The 14,689-nt window shown below is 61.9% G+C and carries 19 protein-coding genes; 13 read left to right on the top strand and 6 right to left on the bottom strand.

Annotated elements, in window-relative coordinates:
- The first annotated feature begins 21 nt into the window (after positions 1–21).
- Positions 22–996 carry a cysteine synthase A gene (gene cysK / locus J3A98_RS17330; RefSeq protein ID WP_209967523.1) on the top strand — a complete coding sequence of 325 codons (975 nt, stop codon included), beginning with the start codon at positions 22–24 and terminating at the stop codon, positions 994–996.
- 173 nt (positions 997–1,169) lie between these two features.
- The gene (locus tag J3A98_RS17325) at positions 1,170–2,105 is read left to right on the top strand and encodes an aspartyl/asparaginyl beta-hydroxylase domain-containing protein (RefSeq protein ID WP_209967522.1); all 936 of its coding nucleotides are present in this window, start codon (positions 1,170–1,172) and stop codon (positions 2,103–2,105) included.
- A gap of 112 nt (positions 2,106–2,217) precedes the next feature.
- On the opposite strand, the gene J3A98_RS27110 is transcribed toward J3A98_RS17325, so the two are convergent.
- Positions 2,218–2,346, bottom strand: coding sequence for a hypothetical protein (locus tag J3A98_RS27110; protein ID WP_256122406.1), 129 nt, complete (start codon positions 2,344–2,346; stop codon positions 2,218–2,220).
- Between the two features lie 195 nt (positions 2,347–2,541).
- On the opposite strand from J3A98_RS27110, the gene J3A98_RS17320 reads away from it, so the two are divergent.
- On the top strand, positions 2,542–3,423 hold the full coding sequence (locus tag J3A98_RS17320) for a DMT family transporter (protein WP_003254651.1): 882 nt from the start codon (positions 2,542–2,544) through the stop codon (positions 3,421–3,423).
- Between the two features lie 3 nt (positions 3,424–3,426).
- On the opposite strand, the gene J3A98_RS17315 is transcribed toward J3A98_RS17320, so the two are convergent.
- Both J3A98_RS17315 and J3A98_RS17310 read right to left on the bottom strand, forming a co-directional pair.
- Entirely contained in the window at positions 3,427–3,885 is a 459-nt protein-coding gene (locus J3A98_RS17315) for a DUF4265 domain-containing protein (protein WP_176685592.1), read from the bottom strand.
- Positions 3,886–3,898: 13 nt separating this feature from the next.
- Positions 3,899–4,774: a DMT family transporter gene (locus tag J3A98_RS17310; protein WP_176685591.1), complete on the bottom strand. Its 876-nt coding sequence runs from the start codon at positions 4,772–4,774 to the stop codon at positions 3,899–3,901.
- A gap of 206 nt (positions 4,775–4,980) precedes the next feature.
- Between J3A98_RS17310 and aceK the strand changes: the two genes are divergently transcribed.
- Positions 4,981–6,696 (top strand): bifunctional isocitrate dehydrogenase kinase/phosphatase, encoded by a 1,716-nt coding sequence (aceK, locus tag J3A98_RS17305; protein ID WP_176685590.1) that lies wholly within the window; start codon positions 4,981–4,983, stop codon positions 6,694–6,696.
- 19 nt (positions 6,697–6,715) lie between these two features.
- Here the strand turns inward: aceK and J3A98_RS17300 are convergent, their stop codons facing one another.
- A complete protein-coding gene (locus tag J3A98_RS17300) occupies positions 6,716–7,576 on the bottom strand; it encodes a DUF6279 family lipoprotein (RefSeq protein WP_176685589.1) in 861 nt (286 codons plus the stop codon).
- A gap of 130 nt (positions 7,577–7,706) precedes the next feature.
- On the opposite strand from J3A98_RS17300, the gene J3A98_RS17295 reads away from it, so the two are divergent.
- Positions 7,707–8,543 carry a S1-like domain-containing RNA-binding protein gene (locus tag J3A98_RS17295; RefSeq protein ID WP_010955234.1) on the top strand — a complete coding sequence of 279 codons (837 nt, stop codon included), beginning with the start codon at positions 7,707–7,709 and terminating at the stop codon, positions 8,541–8,543.
- Between the two features lie 5 nt (positions 8,544–8,548).
- On the opposite strand, the gene J3A98_RS17290 is transcribed toward J3A98_RS17295, so the two are convergent.
- Positions 8,549–8,929: a hypothetical protein gene (locus J3A98_RS17290; RefSeq protein ID WP_003254641.1), complete on the bottom strand. Its 381-nt coding sequence runs from the start codon at positions 8,927–8,929 to the stop codon at positions 8,549–8,551.
- A 235-nt stretch (positions 8,930–9,164) separates the two neighbouring features.
- On the opposite strand from J3A98_RS17290, the gene J3A98_RS17285 reads away from it, so the two are divergent.
- The 3 genes from J3A98_RS17285 (at position 9,165) to def (ending at position 10,992) form a co-directional block, all read left to right on the top strand.
- Entirely contained in the window at positions 9,165–9,344 is a 180-nt protein-coding gene (locus J3A98_RS17285) for a CsbD family protein (RefSeq protein ID WP_012051514.1), read from the top strand.
- 155 nt (positions 9,345–9,499) lie between these two features.
- Complete coding sequence (locus tag J3A98_RS17280; protein ID WP_021783396.1) at positions 9,500–10,456, top strand: YihY/virulence factor BrkB family protein; 957 nt, start codon at positions 9,500–9,502, stop codon at positions 10,454–10,456.
- Positions 10,456–10,992, top strand: a complete 537-nt coding sequence (def, locus tag J3A98_RS17275) for a peptide deformylase (RefSeq protein WP_176685588.1) — start codon at positions 10,456–10,458, stop codon at positions 10,990–10,992. The genes J3A98_RS17280 and def overlap by 1 nt, the downstream gene beginning before the upstream one ends.
- Here the strand turns inward: def and J3A98_RS17270 are convergent.
- Positions 10,947–11,351 (bottom strand): GNAT family N-acetyltransferase, encoded by a 405-nt coding sequence (locus tag J3A98_RS17270; RefSeq protein ID WP_209967520.1) that lies wholly within the window; start codon positions 11,349–11,351, stop codon positions 10,947–10,949. The genes def and J3A98_RS17270 overlap by 46 nt on opposite strands.
- Positions 11,352–11,669: 318 nt before the next feature.
- Here J3A98_RS17270 and J3A98_RS17265 point away from each other — a divergent pair, with 318 nt between their 5' ends.
- The 5 genes from J3A98_RS17265 to J3A98_RS17245 all read left to right on the top strand — a co-directional run bounded on the left by J3A98_RS17265 (position 11,670) and on the right by J3A98_RS17245 (position 14,677).
- The gene (locus J3A98_RS17265) at positions 11,670–11,927 is read left to right on the top strand and encodes a DUF2790 domain-containing protein (protein WP_003254632.1); all 258 of its coding nucleotides are present in this window, start codon (positions 11,670–11,672) and stop codon (positions 11,925–11,927) included.
- A 190-nt stretch (positions 11,928–12,117) separates the two neighbouring features.
- Positions 12,118–12,543, top strand: coding sequence for a nuclear transport factor 2 family protein (locus tag J3A98_RS17260; RefSeq protein WP_209967517.1), 426 nt, complete (start codon positions 12,118–12,120; stop codon positions 12,541–12,543).
- 44 nt (positions 12,544–12,587) lie between these two features.
- Positions 12,588–12,932 carry a YciI family protein gene (locus J3A98_RS17255; RefSeq protein WP_176685585.1) on the top strand — a complete coding sequence of 115 codons (345 nt, stop codon included), beginning with the start codon at positions 12,588–12,590 and terminating at the stop codon, positions 12,930–12,932.
- A gap of 21 nt (positions 12,933–12,953) precedes the next feature.
- Positions 12,954–13,439 carry an SRPBCC family protein gene (locus tag J3A98_RS17250; protein ID WP_176685584.1) on the top strand — a complete coding sequence of 162 codons (486 nt, stop codon included), beginning with the start codon at positions 12,954–12,956 and terminating at the stop codon, positions 13,437–13,439.
- Positions 13,439–14,677 carry an RNA polymerase sigma factor gene (locus J3A98_RS17245; RefSeq protein WP_209967516.1) on the top strand — a complete coding sequence of 413 codons (1,239 nt, stop codon included), beginning with the start codon at positions 13,439–13,441 and terminating at the stop codon, positions 14,675–14,677. The genes J3A98_RS17250 and J3A98_RS17245 overlap by 1 nt, the downstream gene beginning before the upstream one ends.
- Positions 14,678–14,689: the final 12 nt, after the last annotated feature.

Raw genomic sequence — 14,689 nt, 5'->3', positions numbered from 1 at the left:
TTCATGCCAAGGACCCCTGCCATGAGCCGTATCTTTGCAGACAATGCCCACTCCATCGGTAACACGCCGCTGGTGCAGATCAACCGCATCGCCCCACGCGGCGTGACCATCCTCGCCAAGATCGAAGGGCGCAACCCGGGGTATTCGGTCAAATGCCGCATTGGCGCGAACATGGTCTGGGACGCCGAGAGCAGCGGCAAGCTCAAACCGGGCATGACCATCGTCGAGCCCACCTCGGGCAACACCGGTATCGGCCTGGCCTTCGTCGCCGCCGCCCGCGGCTACAAACTGATACTGACCATGCCCGCCTCGATGAGCCTGGAGCGCCGCAAGGTGCTGAAGGCACTGGGCGCCGAGCTGGTGCTGACCGATCCGGCCAAGGGCATGAAGGGCGCCATCGAGAAGGCCAACGAAATCGTCGCCTCCGCGCCGGACCAGTACTTCCTGCCGGGCCAGTTCGAAAACCCGGCCAACCCGGCCATTCATGAAAAAACCACCGGCCCGGAGATCTGGAGCGACACTGACGGCGCCATCGACGTGCTGGTGGCGGGCGTGGGCACTGGCGGCACCATCACCGGCGTGTCGCGTTACATCAAGCATACCCAAGGCAAGGCCATCATTTCGGTGGCAGTGGAACCCGTGGCATCGCCACTGATCAGCCAGACCCTGGCCGGCGAAGAGCTCAAGCCAAGCCCGCACAAAATCCAGGGTATCGGCGCCGGCTTCGTGCCGAAAAACCTCGACCTTTCGATCGTCGACCAAGTGGAGACGGTGACCGACGAAGCGGCCAAGGCCATGGCTATTCGCCTGATGCAGGAAGAGGGCATCCTTTGTGGTATTTCCTGCGGTGCGGCAATGGCGGCGGCGGTGCGCCTGGCCGAGAAACCGGAAATGCAGGGTAAGACCATCGTCGTAATCCTGCCCGATTCGGGCGAGCGATATTTGTCGAGCATGCTGTTCAGCGACATGTTCAGCGAGCAGGAAAACCAACAGTAACCGGCCTTGCCGCTGACCCGGCGCAACAATCGGCGGCCGGGTTTATTGCAGAATCTTCATGAATGCGATCCCGCCCGGGTTGTTTTTACCGCGGCGGGATCGGTTTATGATGGCAGGATGATTTTCTGGAGAGCAGGCAGCGCAGCCCTGGCTCTTCCCCAAGGAGTGAAAGCATGACCTTTTCCTTTGCAGCCAAGGCGGGTGTCTTGCTGGTGTTTTTCGGCAGCGTGCTGTTCGTGCACCTGCGCGGCAAGGCCCGCCTGCCGGTGTTGCGCCAGTTCGTCAACCATTCGGCGCTGTTCGCCCCCTACAACGCGTTGATGTACCTGTTTTCCGGCGTGCCGTCCAAGCCCTATCTGGACCGTCAGCGCTTCCCGGAGCTGGACGTGCTGAAGGACAACTGGCAGGAAATCCGCGAAGAGGCCATGCGCCTGTTCGACGAAGGCTATATCCGTGCCGCCGAGAAGGATAACGACGCCGGCTTTGGTTCGTTCTTCAAGAAGGGCTGGAAGCGCTTTTACCTGAAGTGGTACGACAAACCGCTGCCTTCGGCGCAAACCCTGTGCCCGCGCACCGTCGAGCTGGTCAGCAGCATCCCCAATGTCAAGGGCGCAATGTTTGCCCTGCTGCCCGGCGGCAGCCACCTGAACCCGCACCGTGACCCGTTCGCAGGCTCGCTGCGCTACCACCTGGGGTTGTCCACGCCGAACTCCGACGCATGCCGCATCTACGTGGACGGTGAGCAGTACGCCTGGCGTGATGGCGAAGACGTGATGTTCGACGAAACCTACGTGCACTGGGTCAAGAACGAAACCGACGTAACCCGCGTGATCCTGTTCTGCGACATCGAGCGCCCGCTGAGTAGCCCGCTGATGACGCGCATCAACCGTAAGGTCAGTGCCTTCCTCGGCCGCGCCACCGCGCCGCAGAACACTGACGAAGAGCGCGTGGGCGGGATCAACCAGGCGTACGCCTGGAGCAAGCGCTTCAGCAACAGGATCAGCAGCCATGTGAAGCAGTTCAAGCGCGCCAACCCCAAGGCTTACCGCGTGCTACGGCCGGTACTGGCGGCGGTGGTGGCGTATCTGCTGTATCGCTGGTTGTTCTGATTTTTTGTAGTCTGTTCGGGCCTCTTCGCGGGGCCAAGCCCGCTTCCACAAGTGCATCACCCTCCTTGAAGGATGAGCAGAACCTGTGAAAGCAGGCTTGTGCCGCGAAGAATCACTCGCTATATTCCAGAACATTCACTTCTTCAAAGACCGCTGTCATGCCTGCCATTCCTTCCACCACACGCTTTGCCATCGCGCCAGTCGCGGGCATGGTCGTGCGTGGTAGCCAGCAGCCGGTCATGATCTGTCACTCCCCACCACCTGTCAGTGGCGTCGTAGGCGGCGTAGCTCCGCCTCATTGCGTGGTTGTGCTGGGCTGATCGGCTTCGTGCCGCAACCCTTCGCACGCGCAACCTACTGAACACGGTCGGCCACTTCTTACGTCGAAGCGCACGCCGTCCGTTTGGCTTATCTGCCTACTATCAGGTGGCAATTCATGTCTGTCTTTACCAAAACGTCCGTGGCCTCGGCGGCCACTACCTGCCTGTTCGTCCTGCTGTGGAGCAGCGGGGCGATCGTCTCCAAACTTGGCCTGGCGCATGCCAGCCCGTTCGCCTTTCTGCTGTTGCGCTCGGCGCTGGCACTGGCTGGCCTGTTGCTGATCGGCCCGTTGCTAGGGTTGCGCTGGCCGCGTACTCGCGGGAGCATTCTGCGCGCCCTGGGTACCGGGTGTGTGCTGCTCGGTGCCTATCAGATCTTCTATCTGTTGGCGCTTGATACCCATGTCACCCCTGGTGTCATGGCCACGGTGATGGGCGTCCAACCGATCCTCACCGTGGTGCTGATGGAACGCCAGCGTTCCTGGAGCCGTTTGTTCGGCCTGGGTTTGGGGTTGGGCGGCTTGATCATGGTGGTCTACCAGGGCATCAACCTGGGCGGGGTATCGCTGGCGGGGATGCTGTTCGCCCTGCTGGCGCTGGTCAGCATGACCTTTGGCTCGATCCTGCAGAAGCGCATTACCGACAACCCCATGGGCACACTGCCGCTGCAGTACCTGGCCGGCTTTGCCATGTGCGCGCTGTTCGCACCTTTGCAACCGCTCCATGTCGAGTGGACCGGCAGCTTCGTCGGTGCGCTGCTGTGGATGGGCCTGGTGGTCTCGCTGCTGGCAACCTTGCTGCTGTACCGGCTGATCGCCAAGGGCAACCTGGTCAATGTCACCAGCCTGTTTTACCTGGTGCCGGCAGTGACTGCAGTGATGGACTTGCTGATCTTCGGTAATCGCCTGGCGCCGCTAAGCTTGCTGGGCATGGGGCTGATCGTTGTTGGGCTGCTGTTCGTGTTTCGCAAGCCCGCGGCGCGCCTGGCGGAAGCGTAGGCCCTAGCGGAATTCTTCGGGGATGGCGTGGCGCAACACGCCTTCCTCGAAGTCCAGCAGGCCGGCTTCGCGCTGGGTGAGCAGGTAGTAGAGCAGGGTGTCGAGCGAGCGTTGCGGCGGGACCTCGACAGCCAACATCTTCACTGCTTGCTCGGTTTCACAGGCACAGCCGAAATCCAGCAATGCCGCGCGCACCTGGTCGAGGGTTTCCGGTGGTTTGACGACCACCCGGAACACCGAGCTGCCGCTGCTGTGGCGCAGTTCTGCGAACCAGGTTTCGCCTTCTTCTTCACGGGTGTCGATCACATCGCCTGGGGCGATGCCGTAGACATGGAAGGGTATGTTGTCGATGGCATAGCCGCCTTCCACGGCCTTGGCCCACAGGCCCTCGACCGAGGCCGGTGGGTAGCCGTTCTCGTCCTGTTCCAGGCGGAACAGGACCTTCTTGTACGCGCTGTTCATGCAGTACCCCGCTTCAGCGGCGCGCTGGGCGCAGCACCAGCCACAAGGCCAGGCCAATCAGCAGGCCGCCGTAAAGATGCGCCATCGACAACGGCTCGTTCAGCAGCCATGCCCCCCACAATACACCGAACACCGGGATCAGGAAGGTCACGGTGCTGGCTTTGACCGGTCCGATCTCGGCCAGCAGGCGGAAGTACAGGATGTAGGCAAAGGCGGTGCATAGCAGCCCCAGCCCCAGCAACGACAACCACACCTCCCAGCCCCCCCAGCTGGCGGGCGGTTGGGTGAGTGCGCTCCAGCCGAACAGCGGGGTCAGCATCAGCGTGGCGCCGAGCATGCTGCCCAGCGCGGAAAGACGGCTGTCCAGGCCGCTGACCCAGCGGCGGGCGAGGAACCCGGCAAAGCCGTAGCAGGTGGTGGCCGCCAGGCAGGCGAGGGCGCCTTGCAGCAGGGCCATGTCCAGCGCCACCGGGCCGGCACCGCTGAGAATGCCGACGCCGAACAGGCCAAGGAAGATGCCGCAGAGTTTGGCCAGGGTCATTGGCTCGCGGAAGAACAGTACGCCGACCAGCACGCCCATCAACGGGGTGGTGGCGTTGAAGATCGCCGAATAGCCGGCAGGCAGCACCTGGGCCGCCACCGAGTAGAAGGTGGCGGGGATGCCGGAGTTGATCATGCCCAGCACCAGGCACGCGCCGAGCTTGCCCTGGAAGTCCCAGCGCACGCGGGCGGCGGCGAGTAGCACGATCAGGCCCAGACAGGCGATGGAGACCCGGAAGAACGCGGTCGGCACCGTGCCCAGTTCGGGAGCGATGATGCGCATGAACAGGAAACTCGCTCCCCAGACGGCGGCAAGGGTCAGCAGGCGGGCTAGGGCGATGGGGCTCACAACGGTCTCCGAAGGCAAGGCAGGGGCGCGAGTGTACGCCAGGGGGCGGGGGGATTCTTGTGCTTTCTTGCTGTGTAATTCCTCTCGGGCTGCGGGCGTTGGACAACGCTGCTGTAACTACGCCAGCTCGGGCCTTCAATGGCAGTAACCCATGCACCCAAGGGCGGCTAAGCTCTGTACTCAATCCCTGCTCCGAGGCCCCACGCATGTCCCAGCCCTGGCCCGCTGTCGAAATCGCCCGGATGATCCTCGCCGGCTTCGACGACTACCGCGATCATTTCCAGCGCATCACTCTCGGAGCCCGCAAGCGCTTCGAGCAGGCGCGCTGGCAGGATATCCAGCAGGCCGCCGCCGCCCGCATCAATCTCTATGAAGAGAAAGTCGCTGAAGTCAACGGCTGGCTGCGCCAGGCCTTTGCCACGGAGGTGCTGCTGGACGTGGAGCAGTGGCCGCTGGTGAAAAACGCCTATATCCACCTGATTGACCCCCGCCTGGACGACGAGCTGGCAGAGACCTGGTACAACTCGCTGTTCTGCAGCCTGTTCAGCCATGACCAGATCAGCGACGGCTGCATGTTCATCCACACCACCCGGCCTTCCATGCGCGGCCGTGAGCGCGCCGCGCAAACACGTACCTATCGGCTTGACGGCAGTCTCAGGAACTTGCTGCGTGCGGTGTTCGCCGATTACCCGTTCGACATGCCGTATGGCGACCTGGAAGGCGACCTGACGCGGCTGGAAGAACAATTGCGTGAATGCCTGCCCGACTGGGTGTGCAAGGACCCGGCGCTGGCCTTGGAGCTGTTTGTACCCGTGCTTTACCGCAACAAGGGGGCCTATCTGGTTGGCCGCCTGTACAACAGCGATGAGCAGTGGCCGTTGGTGATTCCCTTGCTGCACCGCGAAGGCCACGGCATCGAGGCCGATGCATTGATCACCGACGAGGCCGAGGTGTCGATCATCTTTTCGTTCACCCGCTCTTACTTCATGGCCGATGTACCGGTGCCGGCCGAGTTCGTCAATTTCCTCAAGCGCATCCTCCCAGGCAAGCACATTGCCGAGCTATACACCTCGATCGGGTTCTACAAGCAGGGCAAGTCGGAGTTCTACCGCGCGCTGATCAACCACCTGGCCAGCAGTGATGACCGCTTTGTCATGGCGCCAGGGGTACGGGGCATGGTCATGAGTGTATTCACCTTGCCTGGCTTCAATACGGTGTTCAAGATCATCAAGGACCGCTTTTCGCCATCGAAAACCGTGGACCGCGCCACGGTGATCGACAAGTACCGGCTGGTGAAAAGCGTCGACCGGGTGGGCCGTATGGCCGACACCCAGGAGTTTGCCGATTTTCGCTTTCCGCGCAGCAAGTTCGAGCCGGATTGCCTGGCCGAGTTGCTGGAGGTGGCACCGTCGACGGTGGCGCTGGAGGGCGATACGGTGCTGATCCGCCACTGTTGGACCGAGCGGCGCATGACGCCGTTGAACCTGTACCTGGAGCAGGCCACCGAGGGCCAGGTGCTGGAGGCACTGGAGGACTACGGCCTGGCCATCAAGCAACTGGCGGCGGCGAATATCTTCCCCGGCGACATGCTGCTGAAGAACTTTGGCGTGACCCGCCATGGCCGGGTCGTGTTCTACGACTATGACGAAATCAGCTTCCTGACCGAGGTGAATTTCCGCCACATCCCGCCACCGCGTTACCCGGAGGACGAAATGTCGGGCGAGCCGTGGTACTCGATCGGGCCGCATGATGTGTTCCCCGAAGAGTTTCCGCCGTTTCTGTTTGCCGATATGGGCCAGCGGCGGTTGTTCAGCCGCTTGCATGGGGAACTGTATGACGCGGATTACTGGAAGGGGCTGCAGGCGGCGATACGTGAAGGGAAAGTGATCGATGTGTTTCCGTATCGGCGCAAGGCCCGGTGAATCAGGTCGAACAGGGCTGTCAGCCCTTCAAACACTTCATATCGCTCAAATGGGTGCGCACCTTGCCCAACCGTTCCTGCAGGAACCGCCGCTGCTGCGGAGTGCTTTGCTGCACCAGGTCAACCAGCAGGCTGCGCGCCTGGCGCTCGGTATTCCGATACGCCGCCCGGTACTCGGGTGTCCACAAACTTTCCTTGCGCTGCAACAAGGTCGCCAGGCGCGGCTCGAAGCTGGAGTCGTTGCGCTGGTTCATCGCCAACAGCAATTGCTGCTGCCAGTGGGCGCGGTTGGCGATCCATTCACGGTTCTGGTCACCCAGCGCTTGAGACCAGGTCTGGATGCGTTGCTTCTGTACCGCAGTCAACTCGCCAAACCAGGGTGCCAGGCGTTTTTCCATGCGCTCGCTACGGCGGGCAATCTGCTTCGGCAAGGGCGTATCCACATACTGCTTCTGCCGCTCACTGATGTCTTCGCGGAAAGCTTCACGCATTTTTGCTACCTGGTCGTCGCTCATGCCACGCAGCAGTTCGGTGGCCGAAGGGGTGATTTCCTCGGTCACCCGACCAATCGCTTCACGCACGTCGTGGGTGGTTTGCTGGAGGGCCCGGTCGGTTAGCTGGCCGGCGGCGACCAGGCCACGTAGCCGGTCGAGCCAGTCGAGGTAGCCGGGCAGTTGAGTCTTGCAATGCCAGGCCAGGTGCTCGCGCAACCGATCATCCAGCAGCGCCCTCTGCTCGCGGTTCATGTCCAGGTAGTCACTCAGCGACCACGGCACCAGGCGGTCGAGGTTGCGATAGGCCAGGTCGATGCGGCTGCAGGCGGCCAAGGCCAAGGCCAAGCCGATGGCGATAAGCAGGGCTTTGGGCAGGCGTAGCGGCATGTGCTGTTCCTTCCTCAGGCTGGCCAGAAGGTAGATGCAAGTGCGGGCTGGCGGTTCCACTGCATGAGTGGTCGGGCCATGTGGTGGCTTCAGGTGTAGAATAGTCGCCTTGTCTTGAGGATCATCGGAAATGGCTCTGCTTGGGCGTTACAACAGTTTGCAAATCGTGAAACACGTGGACTTCGGTCTGTACCTGGACGGCGGCGCCGATGGCGAGATCCTGCTGCCCGGGCGCTATATCCCGAAAAACGCCGAGACCGAGGTCGATGACTGGTTGAACGTGTTCATCTACCTGGACAGCGAAGACCAGCTGATCGCCACCACCGAGAAGCCCAAGGTGCAGGTTGGCGAGTTTGCCAGCCTCAAGGTCAAGGACATCAACGGTGCCGGTATCTTCCTGGACTGGGGCCTGTCCAAGGACTTGCTGATGCCGTACTCGGAAGAGGCACGGCCGCTGAAGATTGGCGATTACTGCGTGGTGCACGTGTACCTCGACAAGCGCACCCGCCGTATCACTGCCACCTCGCGCCTGGACCGCTACCTCGATGTCACCCCGGCCGACTACAAGGTTGGTCAGCCGGTCGAGCTGCTGGTGGCCGGCGAAACGCCGATGGGCTTCAAGGCCATCATCAACAACCGCCACTGGGGCCTGATCCACAAGAACGAAGTGTTCAAGTTCTTGCGCTCGGGCATGCACGAGAAAGGCTTCATCAAGGAAGTGCGGCAGGACGGCAAGATTTCACTGAGCCTGCAGCCGGTAGGCGCTGCCCTGGCGGACACCCTTCAAGAGCAGATCATGGCGCGCCTGGAAGCAGAGGGCGGGGTGTTGGGTGTGTGCGACAAGAGTGACCCTGCGCTGATCAGCAAGCTGTTCAACGTCAGCAAGGGCAACTTCAAGAAGGCCATTGGCGGGTTGTTCAAGCAGGGCCTGATCGTCATCCATGACGATCGTATCGAGAAAGCCTGACCGCGTTACGCCTGTACGAAGTTACGGAAGTCCAACTGCTCGCCACCCGGACGGGTGTCGCGCAGCAGCGAGTCACGGTCGGCGCTGAGGGCCAGGCTGATGGTGGAGCGGCGCTTGCCAGGCTTGCGCACTTCCATCTGCTCCAGGTGGGCCTTGAGGAAGTTGGTGGGCACCTTCAGGTGCTGCAGCTCATCGCTTTCTGGCGTGTGCAGCAGCAGGTTGACCCAGTCGGCCTGGCCTTTGCCCAGCAGTGCCACTGGCACTTCGAACCACCACAGGTTGCGTTTGTTGTCCAGGATGGCGAACAGCGTATTGCTGCTGGTCAGCACCGGGCGGGCCAGTGCTTCGTTGCGCCGGGCGATGGCGGCGGGTTTGTCGAGTTTCATGCAGGTTCCTGCGGGTTGACGCTATGAAGGCCTGCATTGTGAGGGGTGGCACGGGGCGGGGCAAGGTTTGTAACTTGCGGTGCCTGTGCGGACCTCTTCACCGGCTTGTGCGGTATTCGCCCGTAGTCTTACCGTCCGGCTTCTGAGCGGGAAATCCGTTGAAACTCCTGGCGAAGGCGTTGGGTCCACCTAATGTCGACACGGTTCACGTGTCTCCATTTGCAGGAGTTTTGCCATGAGCGGTACTAAAGACAAAGCGAAAGGCTTGGCCAACGAAGCGATCGGCAACGTGAAACAGGGTGTTGGCAAGGTGACCGACAACGACAAGCTGCGGGCCGAAGGCAAGGCGCAGGAGCTCAAAGGCGAGGCGCAACAGGTCAAGGGCAATGTGAAGGATGCGGTGAAGAAGCCTTGACTTGAGGCGGCCTGTGCCGGCCTCTTCCGGGTGATACGCGAAGAGGCCGGGACTATATGTAAGCAAAGCCTTCAACCATGGCCGGGAGCAGCACAGCACGGGCAGGGTCTATTAGACTTGTCTGTTGTAACGATCAAGCGGCGAAAGGAGACGCTATGATTTTCCCCGACCTGCGCGGCTTGCCCCTGCACCGCGTGCTGGTACGTACCGTCAAGGAATTCCTCGACGACGAGATGTCCACCTATGCCTCAGCGCTGGCCTACCAGGCGCTGTTCTCGCTGTTCCCCTTCCTGTTGTTCCTGATTGCCCTGATCGGTTTCCTGCACTTGCCGGACTTTTTCTCCTGGCTGCGTCTGCAATCGGAACTGGTATTGCCGCCTCAGGCGCTGGAGCAGGTGAATCCGGTGATCGACCAGTTGCAACAATCCAAGGGTGGGCTGCTGTCGGTGGGTATCGTGATCGCCCTGTGGACCGCCTCCGCTGGCGTGCGCTTGATGATGAGCGCCATGAACGCCGCTTACGATGTGCCCGAAGGTCGCCCGGTGTGGAAGCGTATCCCGCTTTCCATTTTCTACACCGTGGGCCTGGCTGGCATGCTACTGGCGGCCGCAGCACTGATGGTGCTGGGCCCCCAGGTGATGGAATGGATCGCCGCCCAGATCGGCATGCAGGAGTTCATCGTCACACTGTGGACCATCCTGCGCTGGCCGGTGATCATCATTCTGCTGATGGTGGCAGTGGCCCTGATCTATTACGTGATGCCTGACGTGAAACAACAGTTTCGCTTCATCACCCCGGGCTCTGTGCTGGCGGTGGTGGTGTGGATCGTGGCCTCGCTGGGCTTTGCCTACTACGTGAAGACCTTTGCCGACTACAACGCCATGTACGGCAGCATTGGTGCAATCATCGTGCTGTTGCTGTATTTCTATATTTCGGCTGCCGTGTTGTTGCTCGGCGCCGAAATGAATGCGGTGATCGAGCACATGTCAGCCGAAGGCAAGAATCCGGGCGAGAAAGACTTCGACGAAGATAAGCCCAAGGAAACCTTGACTGTACTGGGTCACGAGCACCCGAACCCGAGCAAGCCTCATAGCGTCGAGCCGAACCCCTGATGATCCGTGACATTCTCAAGATGGGCGACGAACGCCTGCTGCGCATCGCTCCGCCAGTGCCCGAGCACATGCTTGGCAGTGCCGAACTGCAGCAACTGATCGACGACATGTTCGAAACCATGCGTCACGTAGGCGGTGTGGGCCTGGCCGCCCCGCAGGTCGGCATCGACCTGCAGTTGGTGATCTTTGGTTTCGAGCGCAGTGAGCGATACCCCGAGGCCGAGGCGGTGCCGCAGACCATTCTGCTGAATCCGGTCATCACTCCGACCTCCACCGAGGTCGAGGACGGCTGGGAGGGTTGCCTGTCGGTGCCTGGCCTGCGCGGCGTGGTGCCGCGCTTCAAGCACATCGGCTACCAAGGCATCGACCCCCACGGCAACCCGATCAACCGCTTTGCCGATGGCTTCCATGCGCGGGTGGTGCAGCATGAGTGCGACCACCTGATCGGCCGGCTGTACCCCTCGCGCATCCAGGACTTTGCCAGGTTCGGCTACACCGAGGTGCTGTTCCCTGGGCTCGAGGTCAGCGACGACTGACCTCTCTGCAGGGCTACCAGGCGTTTGCTGCGCTGATAGCGTAGCAGGCGGCTGGCCAGGGCTTCTGGCAGCTGTTGGGCCAGGTCGAAGCCCAGGCGCTGGTAGAAGGGCGTCAGCTCGGGATGACAGAACAGCCAGACAGGCCCGCCAACTTGCGCCAGCGCTGTCTCGACCAACCGCGCGGCCACCCCTTGGCTGCGTCGCTGCGGGTCGACGAACAGGCCGGTCAGCCAGAACCCCTCACTCACCGCACTCAAGCTCAGCCCGGCGATGATGCCAGGGGCCCGTGCTACCCACAGTTCGGCGTCGCTTGCAGCGCGCATGCGTGAGCTGTGCTGGCGGTAGAAGTGGTCCAGCAAACGGCGTTCTGTGTCCGATAGCTTCGAACAGGACAATTGGTCAGAAATGGTGAGTCCTACCCTGAAACGTGGCCAGGGGCTCTGGCCTGATGATTTGCGGCCACTTTGTCGCAGATTGTTGCAAAACCGGCAAGGGTGAATATCCGACTCCGGGGTTCAACTATTGCTGGCCGGGAGTAGAATTTTGTTCATCCCCCCTGGCAGTACGAAGCGGGATCGGTACTTCGTGCCATCTAGACCATAGATGACAACTTCTCCGCGCCGGATACGGCAATAGAAGTCAATCGATCAGCTTGAACGCTCAAAAGGCAAAACCACATGAAACCATTACTGATTCTTGCATTGGTCGGTATGTCCTCGTTCGCCCTCGCCGATGAGGCCAAACCCGTCTCCAGCGAGCCTGTGGCTCAGCAGTACGACTACTCGATGAACCTGGACATCAAGCGGGTGATCAACCTGTCGACCATACCCAACGTCTGCGAAGTGGTACCTGCGACCATGACCTATGAAGACCACCAGGGCCAGGTGCACACCATTCAGTACCGGGCCATGGGTGAAGGTTGCCAGCAGGGTTGACTGGTTGTGCCCGCCGCAGGCGCTGAAAACGCCGTGGCGGGCACTTGCTGGCCTTGATGCGACCTCCCAGGTGCACCGCCAATACAGATAATTTCTCCGCCTGTCGAATCCTCCGTTTCCCGTTCGACCATAGCTGAAGGCACGCGTCACACCGTGCCGCACCCCCTATGATCTGTCGGAGGAACCCCCGATGAGCACCGCAGCCGAATCCGAAATCCGCCAATTGATCGAGCGCTGGATGCAAGCCGTGCGCGATCGCGACATCCCGGGCATCATCGCCCCCTACGCCGACGATATCGTCGCCTTCGATGCCATCCAGGCCCTGCAATTCAAAGGCAAGTCCGCCTACACGGCGCACTGGGAAATGTGCATGGGCATGTGCACTGGTCCCATGGTCTTCGAACTTGCCGAACTTACCGTGCACGCCGCTGGCGATCTGGCCCTGGCCCATTGGCTGAACCACTGCGGCCCAGGCGACGACGAAAGCCAGTGCGGCTTCATGCGCGCCACGGTGGGCTATCGTCGTCAAGGCGGCCAGTGGCAGGTAATCCACGAACACTGGTCGGCGCCTTTCGACATGGAAACGCAAAAAGCCCTGTTCGATCTCAAGCCCTGAGCCGTTATCGCCAAACGCACTTTGCCAATGCCCTGGAGGCGACCATGAAATACCTGTGCCTGGTCTATTGTGACGAGGGGCTGTTGCACAGCCTGCCCGACAGCCCGGCAGACGCCGAGTGCCTGGCTTACGCCGAAGCCATTCACGGTTCCGGGCGAATGCTCGCGGCCGAGGCGCTGAAGTCGGTGCAGACTGCCACCACGGTGCGCATGCGTAACGGGCACATGAGCCTGACCGACGGCCCGTTTGCCGAAACCAAGGAGCAACTGGCCGGCTTTTACCTGGTGGAGGCCCGCGACCTCAACGAAGCGCTGAATATCGCCAAGGGCATCCCTGCCGCGCGGGTCGGCAGTGTCGAGGTGCGACCAGTGCGCGAGCTGCAACCCTGACAGCCAAGGAGAACCATCAGCATGAGCCTTGCACCCATTGCGCAAGCGCAATACGAGTTGTCCATCAGCCGTCTGATCGACGCACCACCGGCCAAGGTATTCCGCGCCTGGACCGAACCCCAGTGGCTGATGCAGTGGTGGGGGCCGCACGGCATGACCACCCCGGAATGTGAAATGCAGCTGTGGGCCGGTGGCCTGTTTCGCACTCTGATGCGGGCGCCGGATGGCAGCGAGTACCCGAACCAAGGCGTTTTTCTGGAAATTGCCGCGCCACGCCGGCTGGTGTTCACCGATGCCTTCGGCCCCGGTTGGGTACCGTCGGACAAGGCCTTCATGACCGCCGTGATCAGCTTTGACGAGGAACAGGGCAAAACCCGTTACACCGCCCGTGCCTGGCACTGGAATGCCACTGACTGCCAGGCTCATGAAGAAATGGGCTTCTACCAAGGCTGGGGAGAAAGCCTGGACCGCCTGGTGGAGGTGGTGACCCAGCGGATGCCCGACTGATGACCGCATTGGCCCTGGTGCGCACCGAAGTCGAGTCCGTGTACCGGCAGGAGTCGCGGCGGATCCTGGCGACACTGATCCGCTTGCTGGGTGATTTCGACCTGGCCGAGGAGGCCATGCATGATGCCTTCTTCATTGCCGTCGAGCGCTGGCAACGCGACGGTATCCCCGTCAACCCGCGAGCGTGGCTGGTCTCTGTGGGGCGCTTCAAGGCCATTGATGCGCTGCGCCGGCGCGCCCGCTTCGACCGCTCCCAGGCTGACTTGAGCATGCTGCTGGAGGGTCAGGCGCAGGACCCCAGTGAAGAAGAGCTGCTGGCGGATGACCGCCTGCGGCTGATCTTCACCTGTTGCCATCCGGCCCTGTCGTCCGACGCTCAGGTGCCATTGACCCTTCGCGAAGTCTGCGACCTGACCACCGAGCAGATTGCCCGGGCCTTTCTGCAAAGCCCGGCCACCATTGCCCAGCGTATCGTGCGCGCCAAGGCCAAGATCCGTGATGCCGGCATACCGTACCAGGTACCAGAGCTGAATGAGCTGCCCGAGCGCCTGGAAAGCGTGTTGCGGGTGATCTACCTGGTGTTCAACGAGGGTTATTCGGCGTCATCGGGCGAGACACTGCTGCAGCAGGCGCTCAGTGATGAAGCCATTCGCCTGGCGCGGTTGCTGGTGCAGTTGCTGCCCGACCCGGAGGCGGTCGGCCTGTTGGCGTTGATGTTGCTGCAGGCGTCCCGGCAGCGGGCGCGTATCGATGGCCAAGGCAATCTGGTGGTTCTGGAGCAGCAGGACCGTAGCTTGTGGGACCGGCAGTTCATTGCCGAGGGCTGTGATCTGGTGCGCCAGGCCCTGCAGAGCCGTGCGTTCGGGGCCTATACCGTCCAGGCGGCGATTGCTGCTGTGCATGCCGAAGCGGCGACGGCTGAAGAGACGGACTGGGGGGAGATCGTTGGGCTGTATGATGTGTTGCAGCGGTATTGGCCATCAGCGGTGGTGGAGCTGAACCGGGCGGTGGCGCTGGCGAAGCGGGATGGGCCGGAGGTTGGTTTGCGGGAAATCGAAGGGATCCTGGCGCGGGGGGAGTTGCTGGACTATCACCTGGCACATGCGGCGCGGGCCGAGCTGCATTGCCAGCTGGGGCAGGTGGAAGCGGCGCGTGCGGCCTGGCAGAAGGCGCTGGCCATGACACGGCAGGCGCCAGAACGGCGGCATATCGAGCGGCGCTTGCAGGCTATCGAATGATGTGGGGGGCGC

It is taken from the genome of Pseudomonas sp. BP6 (assembly GCF_017875935.1).
GTDB classification, from domain to species: domain Bacteria; phylum Pseudomonadota; class Gammaproteobacteria; order Pseudomonadales; family Pseudomonadaceae; genus Aquipseudomonas; species Aquipseudomonas putida_Y.
The sequence above is the reverse complement of the archived record's forward strand: the minus strand, read 5'-3'. Positions and strand labels throughout refer to the sequence as shown.